The sequence below is a fragment of the Streptomyces jeddahensis genome (assembly GCF_001642995.1).
Taxonomy (GTDB): Bacteria; Actinomycetota; Actinomycetes; order Streptomycetales; family Streptomycetaceae; genus Streptomyces; species Streptomyces jeddahensis.
In genome coordinates this window covers 73,913-91,961 of record NZ_LOHS01000092.1, presented here as the reverse complement: position 1 = coordinate 91,961, position 18,049 = coordinate 73,913, and the positions used below count along the sequence as shown (strand labels likewise).

The 18,049-nt window shown below is 71.7% G+C and carries 16 protein-coding genes; 7 read left to right on the top strand and 9 right to left on the bottom strand.

The features are described 5' to 3' along the window. Window positions 1–22 precede the first annotated feature (22 nt). Window positions 23–226, bottom strand: coding sequence for a hypothetical protein (locus tag STSP_RS21475; protein WP_078067383.1), 204 nt, complete (start codon window positions 224–226; stop codon window positions 23–25). Window positions 227–604: 378 nt separating this feature from the next. Between STSP_RS21475 and STSP_RS21470 the strand changes: the two genes are divergently transcribed. Further along, the gene (locus STSP_RS21470) at window positions 605–1,648 is read left to right on the top strand and encodes a LacI family DNA-binding transcriptional regulator (protein WP_408646340.1); all 1,044 of its coding nucleotides are present in this window, start codon (window positions 605–607) and stop codon (window positions 1,646–1,648) included. Window positions 1,649–1,974: 326 nt separating this feature from the next. After that, window positions 1,975–3,411: a benzaldehyde dehydrogenase gene (locus tag STSP_RS21465; RefSeq protein ID WP_067280500.1), complete on the top strand. Its 1,437-nt coding sequence runs from the start codon at window positions 1,975–1,977 to the stop codon at window positions 3,409–3,411. Window positions 3,412–3,459: 48 nt separating this feature from the next. Here STSP_RS21465 and trxA read toward each other — a convergent pair whose 3' ends face one another. Next, a complete protein-coding gene (gene trxA / locus STSP_RS21460; protein ID WP_067280497.1) occupies window positions 3,460–3,846 on the bottom strand; it encodes a thioredoxin in 387 nt (128 codons plus the stop codon). Window positions 3,847–3,977: 131 nt separating this feature from the next. On the opposite strand from trxA, the gene STSP_RS21455 reads away from it, so the two are divergent. Continuing rightward, window positions 3,978–5,405 carry a dihydrolipoyl dehydrogenase family protein gene (locus tag STSP_RS21455; protein WP_067280495.1) on the top strand — a complete coding sequence of 476 codons (1,428 nt, stop codon included), beginning with the start codon at window positions 3,978–3,980 and terminating at the stop codon, window positions 5,403–5,405. A 73-nt stretch (window positions 5,406–5,478) separates the two neighbouring features. On the opposite strand, the gene STSP_RS21450 is transcribed toward STSP_RS21455, so the two are convergent. Beyond that, window positions 5,479–5,775 (bottom strand): tetratricopeptide repeat protein, encoded by a 297-nt coding sequence (locus STSP_RS21450; protein ID WP_067280544.1) that lies wholly within the window; start codon window positions 5,773–5,775, stop codon window positions 5,479–5,481. Window positions 5,776–6,027: 252 nt separating this feature from the next. On the opposite strand from STSP_RS21450, the gene STSP_RS21445 reads away from it, so the two are divergent. After that, window positions 6,028–6,993, top strand: coding sequence for a pirin family protein (locus tag STSP_RS21445; protein ID WP_067280492.1), 966 nt, complete (start codon window positions 6,028–6,030; stop codon window positions 6,991–6,993). Window positions 6,994–7,188: 195 nt separating this feature from the next. Beyond that, window positions 7,189–8,313: a DUF2278 family protein gene (locus tag STSP_RS21440; RefSeq protein WP_067280489.1), complete on the top strand. Its 1,125-nt coding sequence runs from the start codon at window positions 7,189–7,191 to the stop codon at window positions 8,311–8,313. Window positions 8,314–8,397: 84 nt separating this feature from the next. Here the strand turns inward: STSP_RS21440 and STSP_RS21435 are convergent, their stop codons facing one another. From STSP_RS21435 to STSP_RS21425, 3 genes are read right to left on the bottom strand one after another with little or no spacing between them, the layout of a single operon-like run. After that, complete coding sequence (locus STSP_RS21435) at window positions 8,398–11,154, bottom strand: bifunctional YncE family protein/alkaline phosphatase family protein (protein WP_067280487.1); 2,757 nt, start codon at window positions 11,152–11,154, stop codon at window positions 8,398–8,400. A 4-nt stretch (window positions 11,155–11,158) separates the two neighbouring features. Next, window positions 11,159–12,526, bottom strand: coding sequence for an ABC transporter permease (locus STSP_RS21430; protein WP_067280484.1), 1,368 nt, complete (start codon window positions 12,524–12,526; stop codon window positions 11,159–11,161). Then, window positions 12,523–13,464, bottom strand: a complete 942-nt coding sequence (locus STSP_RS21425; protein ID WP_067280481.1) for an ABC transporter ATP-binding protein — start codon at window positions 13,462–13,464, stop codon at window positions 12,523–12,525. Before STSP_RS21425 ends, STSP_RS21430 begins: the two co-directional genes overlap by 4 nt. Before the next feature lie 308 nt (window positions 13,465–13,772). Between STSP_RS21425 and STSP_RS21420 the strand changes: the two genes are divergently transcribed. Next, on the top strand, window positions 13,773–15,032 hold the full coding sequence (locus tag STSP_RS21420) for an SLC13 family permease (protein WP_067280479.1): 1,260 nt from the start codon (window positions 13,773–13,775) through the stop codon (window positions 15,030–15,032). Between the two features lie 4 nt (window positions 15,033–15,036). Further along, on the top strand, window positions 15,037–15,543 hold the full coding sequence (locus tag STSP_RS21415) for a universal stress protein (protein WP_067280476.1): 507 nt from the start codon (window positions 15,037–15,039) through the stop codon (window positions 15,541–15,543). 171 nt (window positions 15,544–15,714) lie between these two features. On the opposite strand, the gene STSP_RS21410 is transcribed toward STSP_RS21415, so the two are convergent. From STSP_RS21410 to STSP_RS21400, 3 genes are all read right to left on the bottom strand, one after another. Further along, the gene (locus STSP_RS21410) at window positions 15,715–16,053 is read right to left on the bottom strand and encodes a hypothetical protein (RefSeq protein WP_157902878.1); all 339 of its coding nucleotides are present in this window, start codon (window positions 16,051–16,053) and stop codon (window positions 15,715–15,717) included. Window positions 16,054–16,314: 261 nt separating this feature from the next. Next, window positions 16,315–16,833: a TOBE domain-containing protein gene (locus tag STSP_RS21405; protein WP_232789740.1), complete on the bottom strand. Its 519-nt coding sequence runs from the start codon at window positions 16,831–16,833 to the stop codon at window positions 16,315–16,317. 92 nt (window positions 16,834–16,925) lie between these two features. Further along, a complete protein-coding gene (locus STSP_RS21400) occupies window positions 16,926–17,975 on the bottom strand; it encodes a LacI family DNA-binding transcriptional regulator (protein WP_067280470.1) in 1,050 nt (349 codons plus the stop codon). Between the last annotated feature and the right edge of the window lie 74 nt (window positions 17,976–18,049).

The window sequence follows — 18,049 nt, the reverse complement described above, 5'->3', positions numbered from 1 at the left end:
GTCGCGAGGAACCCGGCCGTCGTCAACCGTCGTAGGCGGCCGTCACGTACACGGTGCGCGGAGGCAGGTACTCCACGATCATCACCACCGTGCCCGTCTCGATCCGGTCCTCGGCCGAGGCAGGATAGGCGAGGAAGTGCTCGGCGCCACCACGGACACGGACGATCACCTCGCCGACCAGCCCGGGCCCTACCGTGCCGGTGACCCGCCCCATCAGCCCGACCATCGACGCCTCGTCCACGGTCACAGCGTACGGTGACCGGGCCCTAAGGTGCCCAGGGCGGCGTGAACTCCCGCGAGGTGGCGTGGAGTACAGCGGTTCCCGGTTGCTTCCCGGACGGAGCCTGGCTTCGGCGCGCCACCCGGCTTCCGGCATGCAAAGATGCCATCCGTCATCGGCAGACCTGGACCGAGAACTCCGGGCGGGAACGTGCAGATACCGAAGCAGCAGTCCATGCCACAGCAGTCATTCGGCGCGACGCCGGATGACCACGCGGCATCACCCGATTCCGTACGGAGGCCCGCGCGGCGGCGCCCGACGGAGGAGGCGACACCGTACCCGGTGGGGCGCCGGAAGCCCGAGGAAGCACCACACGGCCCCGAAGTGCCACAGCCCCCGCGGCGAACCACTCCCCGTAAGGCCGTGGAGCGGTCCGTCCCCACGAGTGCCGACGTGGCGCGGCTCGCCGGAGTCTCGCGGGCCACCGTCTCCTACGTACTGAACAACACCAGCTCGGTGCGGATCAGTGAACCCACCCGGCGCCGGGTCCGCGAGGCGGCCAGGGAGCTCGGCTACGTGCCGCACGCGGCGGCCCGCAGTCTGCGGGCCGGGCACACCCGCATGGTGCTGATGCCGGCCCCGGAGGTGGTCGCCAGCCCGCTGTACAGCGGGTTGTTCAACGAACTCCACTGGGCGCTCAGCCGTCTCGACTACACCGTCGTGCAGTTCGGCAGCGCCGGTCAGAGCGGCGACCAGGCCGCCCGGGCCTGGGCGGAGCTGCGGCCGGCCGCCGTCCTGACGTACAGCACGTTCAGCGCGCGCCTCGGCGCGCGGGGCGTCGACGTCCTGAAGCGCTCCGGTGTGCGAGCCGTCATCACCCTGGGCCAGGAGCGCACCGAGGGTGCCCACGCGGTCCTCATGGACCAGCGCGCGGTGGGCCGCTGCGCGGGCGACCACCTCCTCGCACGCGGCCGTCGCCGCATCGGCGTCGTCGTCCCCGAGGAACCGGGCCTGGAGGCCTACTCGCTGCCCCGTCTGGAAGGCGTACGCCGTGCCGCACAGGGCACGGGCGCCGAGATCACCGAGGTGCCGCTCGCCTACGACGAGGGATCGGCCGCCCGGCTCGCCGGGCGCTGGCGGCGGCTCGCCCTCGATGGCGTGTTCGCGTACAACGACGAGTACGCGATGCTGCTGATGCGTGCCCTGCAGGACGAGGGGATCGGCGTACCGGACGAGACCGCCGTGATGGGCGCCGACGACCTCATGCTCGGCAGGCTGCTGCGGCCCCGGCTGAGCACCGTACGGATCGAGCTGCCCTCCGGACGAGAGCTGGCGGAGATCGTCGACCGCGCCGTCCGCGACCCCGGCGCGCCGCCCGAGGTCCACAAGGTGCTCGGCGTGACCCCCGTCCCTCGCGAATCGACGTGAGCGCGCACCGGGCGCCATGATGCGGCCGGAGGCCGTGGTGCGCCGCACGTATGAGCATGATCGTCCGGTTCGCCGGAACTCATCGAGCATCACCGCAACTTATGCCGGCGGAGAGTGCCGCCGGCGACACCATTTTCGAACGGGATGACTAACATGTTGAGTGCTCAACCAGGGGGGATGCCTGAGAGCACCGCGTACCGTGCGCGCCTGCGGCGCATCGCGGCATCCCGCCCCGCAACCGCCGAACCGGCCCCTGGCCACACGGGACTTCCCCTCGATGTGCGAACGGGACCTCCCTCGACGAACTGACCGATCGGAGAGCCGTCATGCCCCTGCTCGACCCGAAGACCTGGCAGTCCCGGGCACTGTCGGGAGGTGAGTACGCCGTCACCGAGCCCGCGACGGGCGACACCCTGGCCTCCGTCACGCTCGCCACCGCCGAGGACGTCACGGCGGCCGCGGTGAACGCGCGTGCCGCCCAGACCGCGTGGGCCCGCACCCCGCACTTCGAACGCGCCGCGGTGCTGCGCCGCGCCGGTGACCTGTTCGCCGCACACGCCGCCGAGCTGCGCGAGTGGATCGTGCGCGAGTCCGGCTCGATCCCCGGCAAGGCCGAGTTCGAACTGCACGTCGCGGCCCAGGAGTGCTACGAGGCCGCCGCGCTGGCCTCGCGCCCGACCGGTCAGGTGCTGCCCACCGAGGCGCCCCGGCTGTCGTACACGCGCCGCGTCCCGGCGGGCGTCGTCGGCGTCATCTCGCCGTTCAACGCCCCGCTGATCCTCTCCATCCGCTCGGTCGCCCCGGCTCTCGCGCTCGGCAACGCCGTCGTGCTCAAGCCGGACCCGCGCACCGCCGTCTGCGGCGGCCTCGCCCTCGCCGCGGTCTTCGCCGAGGCCGGGCTGCCCGAGGACCTGCTGCACGTCCTGCCCGGCGGTCCCGAGGCGGGTCAGGCGCTCGTCGCCGACCCGAACGTGCCCGTCATCTCCTTCACCGGCTCCACCGCCGCCGGCCGCGCGGTCGGCGAGGCCGCGGGACGCCACCTCAAGCGCGTCCACCTGGAGCTGGGCGGCAACTCGGCGCTCGTCGTCCTCGAGGACGCCGACATCGACGCGGTGATCTCCACCGCCGCCTGGGGCTCCTTCTTCCACCAGGGCCAGATCTGCATGACGACGGGCCGCCACCTCGTGCACGCCTCGCTGTACGAGGAGTACGTGGAGCGGCTCGCCGCCAAGGCCGACTCACTCGCCGTCGGCGACCCCCACCGCGAGCAGGTCCACCTCGGCCCGATCATCGACCAGAACCAGCTCGCCAAGATCCACGGCCTGGTGGAGGCCAGCGCCGCGCGCGGCGCCAAGGTCGCCGCGGGCGGCACGCACCAGGAGCTCTTCTACCGGCCCACGGTCCTCGCCGGAGTCGACGACGACACGCCCGCCTACGCGGAGGAGGTCTTCGGCCCGGTCGCGCCCGTGCGGTCCTTCACCACGGCCGACGAGGCGGCGGCGCTCGCCTCCGCCGGCCCGTACGGCCTGTCGCTCGGCATCGTCACCCGCGACACCGCGCGCGGCCTCGACCTCGCCGAGCGCATCCCGACCGGTATCGCCCACATCAACGACCAGACCGTCAACGACGAGGCGGTGGCGCCCTTCGGCGGCATCGCGGCCTCCGGCACCGGTGCCCGCTTCGGCGGCGAGGCCAACCTGGAGGCCTTCACCGAGGTGCGCTGGACGACGGTGCGCGGGGACGTGGCGGGCTACCCGTTCTGACGGCCGGCGCTGCGGGGCGTACGGAGGCGCGGGGCTGGGCGCGGTCGCTCAGCCCTGCTGCCCTTCCGCCTGCTGCTCCGCCTCGGTGATCGACTTGCGGACCGCATCCATGTCAAGGCGGCGGGCCTGCCCGATGACGTCGTCCAGGGCGGCCTCGGGCAGCGCCCCGGGCTGGGCGAACACCGCGACCTGATCCCGGACGATCATGAGCGTCGGGATGGACTGGATGCCGAAGGCGGCGGCCAGCTCGGGCTGCGCCTCCGTGTCGACCTTGCCGAACACCAGGTCGGGGTTGGTCTCCGCGGCCTTCTCGTAGACCGGCGCGAACTGCCGGCACGGCCCGCACCACTCCGCCCAGAAGTCGATCAGGACGAACTCGTTGTCCGTGACCATCTGGTCGAAGTTGTCCTTCGTCAGCTCCACGGTGCTGCTCATGGGATGTTCCCTCTTCCTGGTCGGTGGCGAAGCCGCTGTGCACAACCGGAGGCGTGCACGGCCTATTCCGGGCGTATTCCGCGCACGTACCCGTGTGGCCCCACGGCACACCTGGCACCAGACTGGCCCGTATGACCGAAGCCATCGCGTACGACGTCATCGTGCTGGGCGCGGGACCGACGGGGGAGAACGTCGCGGACAGAACGCGCGCGGCGGGGCTCAGCACCGCGGTCGTGGAGAGCGAGCTGGTCGGCGGCGAGTGCTCGTACTGGGCGTGCATGCCCAGCAAGGCGCTGCTGCGGCCGGTCATCGCCCGCGCGGACGCCCGGCGCACGCCGGGACTGCGAGGTGCCGTGCAGGGTCCCCTCGACGCGCCCGCCGTGCTCGCGCACCGCGACTACTACACCTCCCACTGGAAGGACGACGGACAGGTCGCCTGGCTGGACTCCATCGGAGCCCGGCTCTACCGCGGCCGAGGCCGCCTCGACGGCCCCCGGCGCGTCGCCGTCACCGCACCCGACGGCACGGAGCACCTGCTTACCGCCCGGCATGCCGTGGCGGTCTGCACCGGCAGCCGCGCGGTCTTCCCCGACCTGCCCGGTCTCGACACGGTCCGCCCCTGGACGAGCCGCGAGGCCACCAGCGCGGACCATGTGCCGGGCCGCCTCGTCGTGGTCGGCGGCGGAGTCGTCGGCGCCGAGATGGCCACGGCCTGGCAGGCGCTCGGCTCCCAGGTCACGGTGCTCGTACGCGGCGGGGGACTGCTGCCGCGCATGGAGCCCTTCGCCGGTGAGCTCGTCGCGGAGGCGCTCAAGGAAGCCGGCGCCGACGTACGGACCGGCACATCCGTGACCTCGGTGTCCCGTGACGGGACCACGCTCACCGTCGAGGTGTCCGGCGGCGACCGCATCGAGGCCGACGAGATCCTCTTCGCCACCGGCCGTGCCCCGCGCACCGACGACCTGGGCCTTGAGACCGTCGGCCTGGAGCCCGGATCGTGGCTGACCGTCGACGACAGCTGCCGCGTCGAGGACAGCTCCTGGCTGTACGGGGTCGGGGACGTCAACCACCGTGCCCTGCTCACCCACCAGGGCAAGTACCAGGCGCGCATCGCGGGCGCAGCGATCGCCGCCCGGGCGCAGCGCGTGCCGCTGCTCGAGACGGACCGCTGGGGCGCCCACGCGGCCACCGCCGACCACGCCGCCGTACCGCAGGTCGTCTTCACCGACCCGGAGGCCGCCGCGGTCGGCCTCAGCCTCGCCGAGGCCGAACGCGCGGGCCACCGCGTACGCGCGGTCGACCAGGACCTGTCCGCCGTGGCGGGCGCCGGTCTCTACGTCGACGGCTACCGCGGCCGCGCCCGCATGGTCGTCGACCTGGAGCGGGAGGTGCTGCTCGGCGCCACGTTCGTGGGTCCGGGCGTCGGCGAACTCATCCACTCGGCGACCATCGCGGTCGCCGGCGAGGTCCCGATCGACCGTCTGTGGCACGCTGTCCCCTCGTATCCGACGATCAGCGAGGTATGGCTGCGGCTGCTGGAGGCGTACCGGGACGCGTAGCCGTAGCTGCAACGGCTGCGGCTCTGCGCTGCCGGCAAAGGCGGTTGTCGGCAACCGCCTTTGCCGGCCGTGGCTACGCTTCGCCGGCCCCGAAGTCCCCCGACAGCGCCGCCGCCATCCGCAGGTGCGGCGCCGCATCCGCGTCGCGACCCTGGCGCTGGAGGGTGCGGCCGAGCATCAGCCGGGCGTAGGTCTCGACCGGGTCGCGCTCCAGGACCGCGCGCAGTTCCGTCTCGGCGCGGCGCAGCTGGGCCGAGTGGTAGTACGCGCGTGCCAGCAGCAGTCGCGGCGCGACCTGCTCCGGGACCTCGGCGACCAGGCCGTCGAGAATCCGCGCGGCCGCCGCGTACTCCTTGGCGTCGAAGAACATCTGCGCGCGCTCCCAGCGCTCCGCAGCCGTCCCGTGCCCGTAGTACTCCCTGTGGCCCACGCTCTCGATACCGCCCACGTACTCGCTCTCGATGCCGCCCACGTACTCCGTGCCGCGCATGTACTCCATGTCGACTTGACCTCCTCGACCGCCCGTAACCACCCCTGATGGTTAAAAATTCCACTACCGGTGCGGACTGATACCGACCGATACGCGCTGACGCGGACGCCTTGCAGGTCTAGGTTGGGCCCCATGAGCAATCTCGACCGCGAGGCAGTTCCCGCCCTGTGCGGTGGCCGAGGGTTCGTCGTCGCCGAGCCGGTGCGCGAACTCCTCAGCCCCCGGCGGGTCACGCTGGGTGAATCCACCGAGGTCCGCCGCCTGCTGCCCAACCTCGGCCGCCGTATGGTCGGCGCCTGGGCCTTCGTCGACCACTACGGTCCCGACGACATCGCCGACGAGCCGGGCATGCAGGTCCCGCCGCACCCGCACATGGGCCTGCAGACGGTCAGCTGGCTGCACGAGGGCGAGGTCCTGCACCGCGACTCGACCGGCAGCCTCCAGACGATCCGCCCGCGCGAGCTGGGCCTGATGACCTCCGGCCAGGCCATCAGCCACTCCGAGGAGAGCCCCCGGCAGCACCCGCGGTTCCTGCATGGAGCCCAGCTGTGGGTGGCCCTCCCCGACACCCACCGGCACATCGCCCCGCGGTTCGAGTACCACCCGGAGTTGCCCGCCGTCACGGCCCCCGGCCTCACCGCCACGCTCATCCTCGGCTCCCTCGACGGCGCCACCTCACCGGGCTCCACCTACACCCCGATCGTCGGCGCCGACCTCGCTCTCACGAGCGGCACCGACGTACGCCTCCCCTTGGAGCCCGACTTCGAGTACGCCGTGCTGTCCATGTCCGGCGAGGCCCATGTCGACGGCGTGCCCGTCCTGCCCGGCTCGATGCTGTACCTCGGCTGCGGCCGCTCCGAACTGCCGCTGCGCGCCGAGTCGGACGCGGGCCTGATGCTGCTGGGCGGCGAGCCGTTCGAGGAAGAACTCATCATGTGGTGGAACTTCATCGGGCGCACGCAGGAGGAGATCGAGCAGGCCCGCGAGGACTGGATGAGCGGCATGCGCTTCGGCGAGGTGAAGGGGTACGACGGGGGTCGGCTGCCCGCTCCCGCGCTGCCGACGGTGCCGCTGAAACCGCGCGGAAGGGTGCGCTGACCTGGGCGGTCCTGATGCCGTACGGGGACGGGTAGTTCGAGCCGAAGGCCACCCCGCCGCGCACTGACAGGCCGTCCTCAAAAGGTGCATGTGGTGTTCACCGGATCGACAGCGTGTCAACTGGGGTGCGCGGCACGCTCACCGATGTACTCCAGACGGGCAACTTTTGCCCCAACGCTGGAGGAAGAACACCACATGCCGCTGAAGAGCTACGGCGTGCTCGCCGCCCGTGCCGTCGACCGACGTCGCGAGGGCGTCGCCGACGACACCCCCCATTTCCAGATACACCTCGTCGACGACGCGGGCACCCACTACCGCGCCGCTGTCAACGTCAAGTCGCAACAGGCCCCTTCGGAGCTGCTGTATCTCGTCGACGAGAGCTTCAGCCACGCCGTGACCGGGAAGCTCCCGGCCGCCGGCAGCGGCTGGACGGACCTGCCCTCGCGTGAGGGCGGGGCCGCCCTCGACTACGTACGCGGTGAACTGCTCGACCGCGAGCACATGAGGAAGCTTCCGGCGGACAGGCCCGGCGCGGACAACGATCTGGCCGATGTGCTCGAGGAGCATGTCAGGCGCGCCATCGAGGACGACTCCGCCGCCGTCTACGTGTTCGGCGAGCGCTGGGGCCCCGAGGAGGACACGCCGGACAAGATCTTCGGCTTCGAGCCCGGCAACGGCGTCCACGACGTCCACATGAACCAGGGCAACAGCAAGCGCTTCGAGGACCAGGACGGGGTCTGGCAGGACGGCGGCCTGCTGATCCACCTGCCCGGCGACGACCAGTGGATCGCCGTCTTCCTCGCCTTCCAGTCGCAGTCCTGGACCACCGACGACTCCACGGGACACGCCGAGGAGCCGGGCGACCAGCCGAGCGACCCGGCGGACCCCAGCGGCCCCGCCGACCCGGGACAGCCCGCCGACCCGGGACAGCCCGCCGACCCGGGACAGCCCGCCGACCCGGGGCAGCCCGGCGACTCGGGCGAAGGCCCCGCCCCCGCCGTGCGCATCCGCTCGGCCATGGTCAACCCCGAGGGCCCGGCGCCCGAGACCGAGACCGTCACGCTGGTCAACGACTCGCCGTCCGTGGTCGACCTCGGTGGCTGGTACCTCGCCGACCGCAACGGGCACCGCGTGGCGCTGCCCGCGCAGCGCCTCGAACCGGGCGCCACCGTCACGGTCACCGCCGCCGACGGCTTCCAGCTCGGCAACCGCGGTGGCACCATCACCCTCGTCGACGACGCGGGGGAGAGGGTCCACACCGTGACCTACTCCGCGGGCCAGGCCCGCCGGGAAGGCAGCCCGGTCGTCTTCGACGCGTAGAGCGAGCGGCCTACGCGCTGGGTTCAGCGGGGCCCCTGGCCGGCGGTGACGCCGACCAGGGGCCCTTGATGCGATCCGCCTCCGTCAGCCGTCGGACTCCGACGACGGGATGTAGGCGCCCGGCACGTCCTCCGGCGCGAAGATCTTGTCCTCGCCGGGGTACGGCTTCGTCCAGCCATGCGTCTGATACCACGTGAAGTGGTTCATCTGCGCGGGGTTCGCGAAGTCGGGCACGGCCCCCGGCCCGGTCAGCCGCTGCTTCGACTTCCAGGTCTCCCACGTCGCCGCGATGTCCTGCTTGTCCGCCGGCACCTTCGCCGACGGCACGGCAGCCGCACTGGGGTCCTGCGGCGCCGGGGTGTCCTCGCCGCAGGCAGGCGGGGTCTTCAGACCCGCGGTCAGCGAGGTCCGGTTGGGCAGCGCCTTGAACGGCGTGTAGTCCGCGTGCTGGGTGAACGCCCGACGCATCGGGCTGGCCGCGCTGTCCTTCTGGTTCATCGGGTGGATCCCGAGGATCTGCTCGATGGTCCGGATCACCGTGATCTGCGAGTAGTAGTGGCTGTCGACGGTGCCGTGCTGCGCCCAGGGGCTGATGATCTGGATCGGGGCACGGTGGCCGTCGACATGGTCGAGGCCGGCCTGGGAGTCGTCCTCGACGACGAAGATCGCGGAGTCCTTCCAGTACCTGCTGTGCGAGATCTCGTCGACGATCCTGCCGGTGGCGAGGTCGTTGTCGGCGACTTGAGCGGCGGCGTTCGCCGGGCCACCGGTGTGGTCGCTGGAGAGCCAGAACATGTTCAGGTTCGCCGGCCCGTTCTTCTCGAAGTCACGCTTCCAGATCTCCTCCCGGTAGATGTCCGGGACGCTGGTGTCGAACTTCGGGAAGCCGTGCACCGACACGTCGTTGAGCGACGGGATCGGCGAGGAGGAGTCCAGGGTGTAGGCGGTGTCCTGCCCGGTCGCCGCCATGTTCCTGGCGTCGCAGTAAAGGTTCTGCCAGCTCGCGCCCGACGGCTTGGTCAGGAACTGCTGGAACTCGCCGAAGTCCCGTACGGACTTCCCCGCCGCCTGCGCACCGGTCCAGAGGAAACCGGTCCGCTGGTGGCCGAGAGCGTCGTCCTCGGTGTCGTAGCTGCGCGCGTACTCGCCGGCCGAGGACTCGGTGTACTCCGGGTCATCGGCCTGCATCAGCCAGTTGTGACCCTCGGCGGAGTTCGTGCCGATGTCGTACGTGTTGTCGTACAGCCCGAACTGCTCGGCCAGCGCGTGCTGGTTCGGCGTCACGTTCTCGCCGAACTCCGCCAGCGACGGGTCGCCGTTGCCCCGCGGGACGTCACCGAGGACCTGGTCGTAGGTCCGGTTCTCCTTGACGATCAGGAAGACGTGCTTGATCGTCGAGGGGTCGCCGAGCCGCTCCGGGACGGGCACCGGCTTCGCGTCGGTCTTGCCCTCGGTCAGCGAGACGGAGCCGCCGTTCCAGCCGTTCTGCTGGAAGACCTTGGCCGTCTCGGACCTGATGACGCTGTCGTCCGGCAGGGTGAAGTGCGTCAGGCTCGACGTCGTGTCGTGGGTGCCGTGCCCGGCGCTGTTGGTGGCGCGGCGGGCGTCGATACCACGGGTGTTGGAGACGACGACCTGGTTGCCGACGGTGGCGATCTCCGCGGGGAAGTAGTCCGTCGGGAGCAGGCCGACGTAGCTGACCGGCTCCTGCGCGCTCGTGTACCGGTAGACGGCGACCGCGTTGGCGCGGCCGAGCGTCACCAGCAGGTGACCGTCGTCGGTGAGCGTCACCGCGTCGGGCTCGTAGCCCACCGACGCCTCCGGCCACGGCTGGGTGGCGATGGTCTGTACGACCTTGTCGCTGGCGGTGTCGATGACCGAGACGTCGTTGGTGGCGGTGTTGGTGACGAACAGCGCGCCCTTCTTGGCGTACAGGGCGGTCGGGTGCAGGCCGACGTCGATGCTCGACACGGCCGCATCCGGGTGCGCCAGGTCGATGACGCTGACCGTGCCGGTGGTGGTGGCAGCGGTCACCGGGTCGGCCGGCACCTGGGTGCCGTACGAGTTGATGGTGGTGTCGCCGGGCTTCGCCGGACGCCCGCCCTCGTTGCTGACGTAGAGCTTGTCGCCGACCTCGACCATGTCACGCGGCGCGTTGCCCACGGCCCAGCTCTGCTGGATGGCCCCGGTCGCCGCGTCGATGGTGACCACCCGGTTCTGGCCGTTGACCGCGGAGTAGACGGTGGAGCCGTCGGGCGAGAACACCGCCTCGCCGACCAGCGCGTGCTTGGCCCCGTCCGCCGGGATCCTGATGAACGTCGGGTTGGCGACGCTGCCGTCCGGGTTCACGGTGAACTTGGTGTAGCCGTCGGTCTGGCCCAGCCACAGCTGCGTACCGTCGGGCGAGTACGTGGGGCCTTCCTGGCCCACGGAGTTGCCGCTGACACGCAGGTCCGCCGACGCGGAGTTGCCGACGAGCTGCTGCACCTTCCAGTTCTTCAAGTCGACGATGGACAGCGCCATCCCACCGTCGGTGACCGAGGCCGCGAGGTGGGTGCCGTCCGGGCTGACCGACGACGACATGATCTTGCCGTTGTTGACGACGAGGCGGTCGCCGTACGGGGCGATGTACTGGTCGCTGGAGATGACCTGGCCCTGATCTGTCGTCTGGCCGACCTGGTCGGTGCCGAATTGGTGCGTCTGGGCGAAAGCGACACCGGCGGCGACGACGGCGAAAGCGGTGGTGCCTGCCGTCACCAGGGGTATCCGGCGGCCGAAGCGTCTGCCGAGAAGGCGGAAGTGGCCCTTCTCGACACGCCTACGGCGGCGTGTTACCTGCATGGAGTCATCCCTTCGGGGTGGGGAGCAGTTCGACGTTGCCGTCGAACTGCCAGAGCGGGTTCGGTGCGTCCCCGGCCGGGGTCCGCACCAGGAAGTAGCCGTTCACTTCCTTCGGTCCGTCGCCATCGGCGACGAACCGTCCGTCCGCGGTGACGTCGAGCTGGTAGATGGCCGTCCCTGCGGCCTCGACGCCGGGGAGATGCCAGGAGACGACGCAGCGCCAGTCGTTGCCCGGCCCTTCGGCGGCGACCCTGACGCTGCCCTTCGTGCACGTCGCCGTGGACTTCAGCTGCGCTTCGGTGACGGCGGGGCGGTTCAGCTGCTCGGTCTGCATGCGGTAGAGGTGCGCGAACTCCGTGGCGAGTGAACGCTGTACCTTGTCCTGCTCGATCCCGGAGCCCGTGGCCCCGGTCGCCGCGGCGACGACCGCGACGCCCGCGGCCATCAGCCCGATGAGCGGCAGGACTCCGGCGGTGACCGCGCGGCGCGCCGATCCCTCGTAGCTCAGGTCGGTGAAGTCGCGCCGCAGGAAGAGCACGTACGCCAGCGCTGTCGCGGTCACGGCCCACACCAGGCTGCCCACGATGCCGATCAGGAGTGGGCCGAGCTGTGCCGGGCCGGTGAACAGACCGTTCCAGGAGATGAAGGCGTAGCCGGGCAGGGCGAGGCGCACGGCCACGGGGAGCGGCATCATCTGGGCGACCTGCATCCCGAGCGCGACGAGCGCGGGCAACAGCAGTCCCATCGGGGACCGCCCCAGCAGGACGGACCCGAGCAGGCCGATCCCGGCGAGGGCCAGTGTCGGGGCGAGGGCGCAGGCCCAGGCGAGAAGGACCTTGCCGGCGGCGTCACCGGGCGTCAGCAGGTGGCCGTCGAGGCCGACCAGCGGCTGGTCGCCGACCGCCACAACCCCGCCGACCGCGCTGGAACAGACCAGCCCGGCCACCAGCAGCAGAATGACGGTGAGGCTGCCCAGTGCTTTCGCCGCGAAGATCCGCCGAGGCGACCGGACCGCCACGAGCAGATGGCGCCAGGTGCCGAGCCGGTCCTCGGAGGCGAACACGTCACCGGCGACCAGGGATGTCAGCAGCGGGAGCGCCCAGGTGCCCGCGAAACCCAGCATCACCAGCGGGCCGGCCCACCCCGTGGCGTGCATCCAGCGGCCGAACAGGGTATCGACGGGGAGCGTACTCTGCCGGCTCACCGCGGCGACGAAGAGCGCCGGCGCGATCCAGCAGGCGAGGACCAGCAAGCGGATCCGCCACTGCGAGACCAGCTTGACGAGCTCGAAGCGGTAGCCGCGCGTCACCGAGACGCGGCGGGCAGCGGCGGCGGGGCCGACGGCAGGTCCGGCGGCGATGGTCGCGGTCATCTGTCGGTCTCCTGCTGCTCGGTGAGGGCGAGGAACGCGGCCTCGAGCGGTGACACCACGGGGGTGAGCTCGCGCACCGCGATGCCCGCGTGGACGAGCCGCACCACCAGTTCGTCGCAGGCGGGCACCAGCGCGCGCACGACCAGCACGTCCGCGTCGTGCCGCGCCCCGGCGTGGTCGACGACCTGGATTCCGGCCGTGCCGGCAGCCAGCCGGCGGGCGGCCCCCGGGTCGGAGGTGCGCAGCCGGTAGTCGAGTTCGCGGTTCTCCGCGGCCAGCTTGGTCAGCGGGCCGGAGAAGACGACCCGTCCGGTGGCGATGATGGTGACCTCGGAGCACAGAGCCTCGAGGTCGTCCATGCGGTGGCTTGAGAGCACCACGCTGGTTCCGTCCGCGGCGAGCCGGGTGAGGACACCGTGCACGTGCTTCTTGCCGGCCGGGTCGAGGCCGTTGGAAGGCTCGTCGAGCACGAGCAGCCGGGGCTTGGTGAGCAGGGCGGCGGCAAGCCCGAGCCGCTGACGCATGCCGAGGGAGAAGCCGCGGGCCCGGTCGTCGGCGACCTCGGTGAGCCCGACCTGGCCGAGCACGTCGTCGACCCCCGCCGCCTGCGCGTCGTGGCCGCGCAGAGCGGCCAGCGCGGCGAGGTTCTGCCGTGCGGTGAGCGAGGGGTAGAGACCAGGCCCGTCCACGAAGCCCGCGACACCGTCGGGAGCGGCGAGCGCCCGCCCGACCGGCGTACCCAGGATCTCGAGGCGGCCGCTGTCGGCGACGGCCAGGCCCAGCAGCAGGCCGAGCAAGGTCGTCTTTCCGGCGCCGTTCGGTCCGACCAAGCCGTGGATCTGCCCCTGCGCCACATCCAGATCGATGCCGTCGAGTGCGACGACATCGCCGAAACACTTGGTGATCCCGCGAGCCCGGACTGCGAGGAGTGTGTCCATGAGTCCCTTCTTTCGCAACGCTCAAGGACCCTAGGGACGGCGAACAACCCAGGCAGAGACGGCTGGTTGAACGCCCATGGAAGGGATCGTCAAGGCATGGGCAAGTCCGCGTGCACAGAAAGCCGGCATCGAGCCGGACTTGGACGACGCCTGGCGGCACCGAGTCCGCACGGAACACCGTGACCCGTAATCCGCGATGACCGCGCCCCCCGGTCAGGTCAGGGACGTATGAGACGTCTTACGTCAGCGAGGTACCTTTCGCGTGATCCACCGGCGGCTCGTCCGCCGCTGCCCGGAAGGAACCGACCCTGAACACCCCGCTCGCAGAGACACTGTCGGCGGCCCTGCTCGTACTGGTGCTGGCCTGCGCGATCGTCCGCCCCTTCGGCTGGCCGGAGGCGGTGGTCGCCGTTCCGGCTGCCGCGCTGGCGATCGTCACCGGGGCCATCTCCCTGGACGACGCACTGGCCGAGGCCGAACGGCTGGGCCCGGTGATCGGCTTCTTGGCGGCGGTGCTGGTGCTCGCCCAACTCTGCGACGACGAGGGGCTGTTCCATGCGTGCGGAGCCTGGATGGCGCGCACGGCGGCGGGCAGGCCACGGCGTCTGCTGGCCCAGGTGTTCCTGGCCGCGTCGGCGATCACGGCCGTACTCAGTCTGGACGCCACGGTCGTGTTGCTCACCCCGGTGGTGTTCGCCACCGCCGCCCGGCTCGGCGCCCGCCCCAAGCCGCACGTCTACGCCTGCACCCACCTGTCGAACACGGCCTCCCTGCTGCTGCCGGTGTCCAACCTGACGAACCTGCTGGCGTTCGCGGCCAGCGGGCTGAGCTTCACCCGGTTCGCCGCGCTGATGGCCCTGCCCTGGCTGGCCGCGATCGCCGTCGAGTACGCGGTCTTCCGGCGCTTCTTCGCCACCGACCTGGACGCCGGGGCGCAGGCCCCGCCCACCTCCGACCTGCCCGAACTGCCGCTGTTCGCCCTGGCGACCGTGGCCTGCACGCTGGCCGGGTTCGTCGTGACATCGGCCGTCGGGATCGATCCGGCCTGGGCGGCCCTGGCGGGCGCCCTGGCCCTCGCCACGCGGGCCCTGGTCCAGCGCCGTACCACCCCGAAGGCGCTGTGGCGCTCCGCCTCGGTGCCGTTCCTCGCCTTCGTGCTGGCCCTGGGGATCGTGGTGCGCGCGGTGGTGGACAACGGGCTCGACTCGGCGCTTGGACATCTGATCCCCGATGGCACCGGCCTGCCCGCCCTGCTCGGCATCGCCGCCCTGGCCGCCGTCCTGGCCAACGTGATCAACAATCTGCCCGCGGTGCTGGTGCTGCTGCCGCTGACCGCTCCCTCCGGGCCCGGCGCCGTCCTCGCCGTACTCCTCGGGGTGAACATCGGCCCCAACCTCACCTACGCCGGCTCGCTGGCCACCCTGCTGTGGCGGCGCATCGTGCACGCTCACGACGCCGAGGTGGAACTGTCGGAGTTCACCAGGCTCGGCCTGTACGCCGTTCCCGCCAGTCTGGGTGCCGCGGTGCTGGCACTGTGGGCCTCACTGACCGTCATCGGAGGAGGCTGACCCCATGGCCGTGGTCGTCTGGATCGTCGAGGGCACCTGGCCCGCGTGTGTGGACGCCGCCCGCGCCCACGCCCCGGCGGACGCCGAGATCGTCCTGCTGCATGTCACCCCGGCCGACATCCCGGGCGCCGCGCACGGCGCGTTCGCCGGCCTGCTCGGCCGCGGCCACCCCGAACGCGACCCCGGCACCCGCCTGGAACACCTCGCCGCCACCTCCGCCGAACAGCTCCTTCAAGCCGCCGCCGACCGCCTGAACCGCCCCTGCACCCGCTCCGAGCGCACCGGCCGCGTCGAACGCGAGGTCGTCGCCGCGACGGAGGGCGCCGACCTTCTCATCCTGGCCCGCGACGGCGACCGCACCCACCTCGGCCCGCACAGCCTCGGCCCCACCACCCGCTTCGTCGTCGACCACGCCCCCTGCCCCGCCCTGCTGGTCTGGCCTGAGCCAGCCCCCGGCCTGTCCACCATGCCGCCACCGCCACCGCCGCTCCATCCCCCGCACGACACGTGAGGTGGGGGCTCCATCCGGCGTGACCGGGCACGATCGTGAGCTGCACCGGCGGGGCGCGATTCGGAGCCGACTCAGTCAACGGTCCGACGTGGGTACGGCTGATCCGGGCGGGAGTTTCTGGCCCTCTTCGGGCATCGCGAGCAGATCCGAACTTGCGGTCTCCGGGCGCCTTCACGTAGCCCAGGCCCTGCAGCTCGTGTGGTGGGTTGCAGACTTCCGGTAGTCGCCCACCGGGCCGTAGAGGCCGACGGTGTTGCCGAAAATGATGCAGGCGGTGTTCCGCACGCTGGTGTCCCAGCCGGCCTCGCTGGGTATCAGCGCGAAGGACTGGACATCGACCATCTTGCTCATCGTGGCGCAGGAGTCCCCATCGCGGGTCAGCCCGACCTCGTCCCCGTACGGCCGGACCGCGCCCGTCTTCGGGGTCTTGTCGTCCGGACGATTGAGCAGCGTGGCCCCCGCCCATATGCCACCGCCGACAAGCACCAGCACAGCGGCGATGGCTGCCAACCCATGCCGAAGGGATCCTGGCCCTCCAGCGGTGCCGCGGTCGCGGCGGAGCCCCCGCGGGCGGAGGGCCTTCTTCGGCCAGTGGTGCCTCAGGAGGCGGCCGCGACGCTGGGGGCTCTTTCGCATTGCGTGTTGTGTTGGCGTCCGGGGTTGTCGGCTCGTGGGTCCGCGGTGCTGCACCCGGTGCGGCCGTGAGCGTTGCCTCCGGGTCCGGGGTTGTCGGCTCGTGGGCGCCACCCGCGCCACTTCTCCGGCCCTCGGTCAGGCGGGGAAGGCCCGGGCGGTTCCGCGCACGCGCAGGCCGACTTCGCCGCCGACGGCGTGGGGGACCGAGGCCGGGTCGAAGATCCGGGCGACCACCGGGGTCCCGTCCGTCAGCCGCAGCGCCAGCAGGGCGTCGTGCCCCTGGAAGTCGCGGCGTACGACGGTCGCTGTGACCGCCGCCGGGGCGGTGGGCGAGACGACCTCGATCTGCTCGGGCCGCAGCAGTACCCGCGCTGCGGTGGCCGGTGGACGGCTGCCCGTGGTGACGACCGGCACGGGGCCCAGCGGCGTACGGGCCCGGTCGCCGGTCATCTCGGCGGGCAGCCACACGGCTTCGCCGACGAAGCCGGCCACCCAGGGGTCGGCAGGGGCGCTGTAAACGACATCCGGTGGTCCGCTCTGCACGATCCGGCCGTCGTGCATGACGGCGACCTCGTCCGCGATCGACAGGGCCTCGGCCTGGTCGTGGGTGACGAGGAGAGCCGTGGCGCCGTCGGCGCGCAGGGCCTGGCGCACGTCCCGACGCGTTTTCGAGCCGTTCGCGGTCCAGGACGGTGATGCGTCACGCCGGTTCGGTACGCCGTGGTCAGGCGATGCGCACACCGTCGTCAGGCGATGCGCCTGGGAGCCGGGCCCGTGGAGTCGCGCAGGATGATGCGGTTCAGCTCGGCCGCCTCCGGCGGCCGGATGGGGGGCTCGCCGCGCAGCAGGGCCAGCAGCCGGCGCACGGCCTCGCGCCCCTGGCGTTCGCGGTCCACCGCGACGGTGGTGAGGGTCGGCCGGAAGCAGCGACCCAGCTGATCGTCGTCCCAGCCGAAGACGCTGATGTCGCGCGGTACGTCGATGCCCAGGCTCTGCAGCCCCAGGATGACGCCGAACGCCACCTGGTCGGAGGCTGCGAACACGGCCGTCGCCCCGGAGCCCGCGATGACCTCGGTGGCCGCCTCCCAGCCGGAGTGTGGGGTCCAGTCGCCCTCGACGACCGCACAGGACTCGAGACGGAGGTCGGCGATCGTCGCCTCGTACACCGCCCGCCGGGCCCGCGCCGATGCCCACTCGGGGTGCCCGGCGACGTGCACGAAGCGGCGGTGGCCGCGGTCGGCCAGATGCCGCAGGAGGTCGGCGGCCACCGACGCGTCGGCGAACGCACCGAGCGAGCGCAGGTGGTCGTCGTACACCCCGTCGACGACGATCGGCACGGGGAAGTCCGCCAGTGCCGGACCGTCGGTGCTCTCTCCCAGCGTCGTGAAGGACAGGATGCCGTCGGTGCTCTCCAGCTGCAGCAGCGCCTCCAGCCGGGCGGCGCGGGCGGCGGCGTCGCCTTCTAGGCCGACGATGTCGAGCAGGTAACCCGCCTCGTGTGCCGCCGCCGCGGCGCCGCTGAGGACACCCAGCGGAAAGCGTTCCGCGGAGGTGGGGATGATGACGGCGATCCGGTTCGAGCGGCGGGTCCGCATCGTTCTGGCCGCGAGGTTGGGCCGGTAGCCGAGTTCAGCGACGGCTTTGGCGACCTTGCGGGCGGTGTCCGGCCGCATCGTCGGGTCGTTGCGCAAAAAGCGGGACACCGTCTGGTGTGACACCCCGGCAAGTCGGGCGACCTCGTGGATCGTCGGGCGTTTCCCTCCGGCTCGCGGGCGCGCCGACGGTATCTCCCTCATGTGCGCAACCCCCTCGCCCTGCCCGCCCCGATCGGTACGCCCGTCCCGATCGGTCGCCGATCAGTCTATGGGGC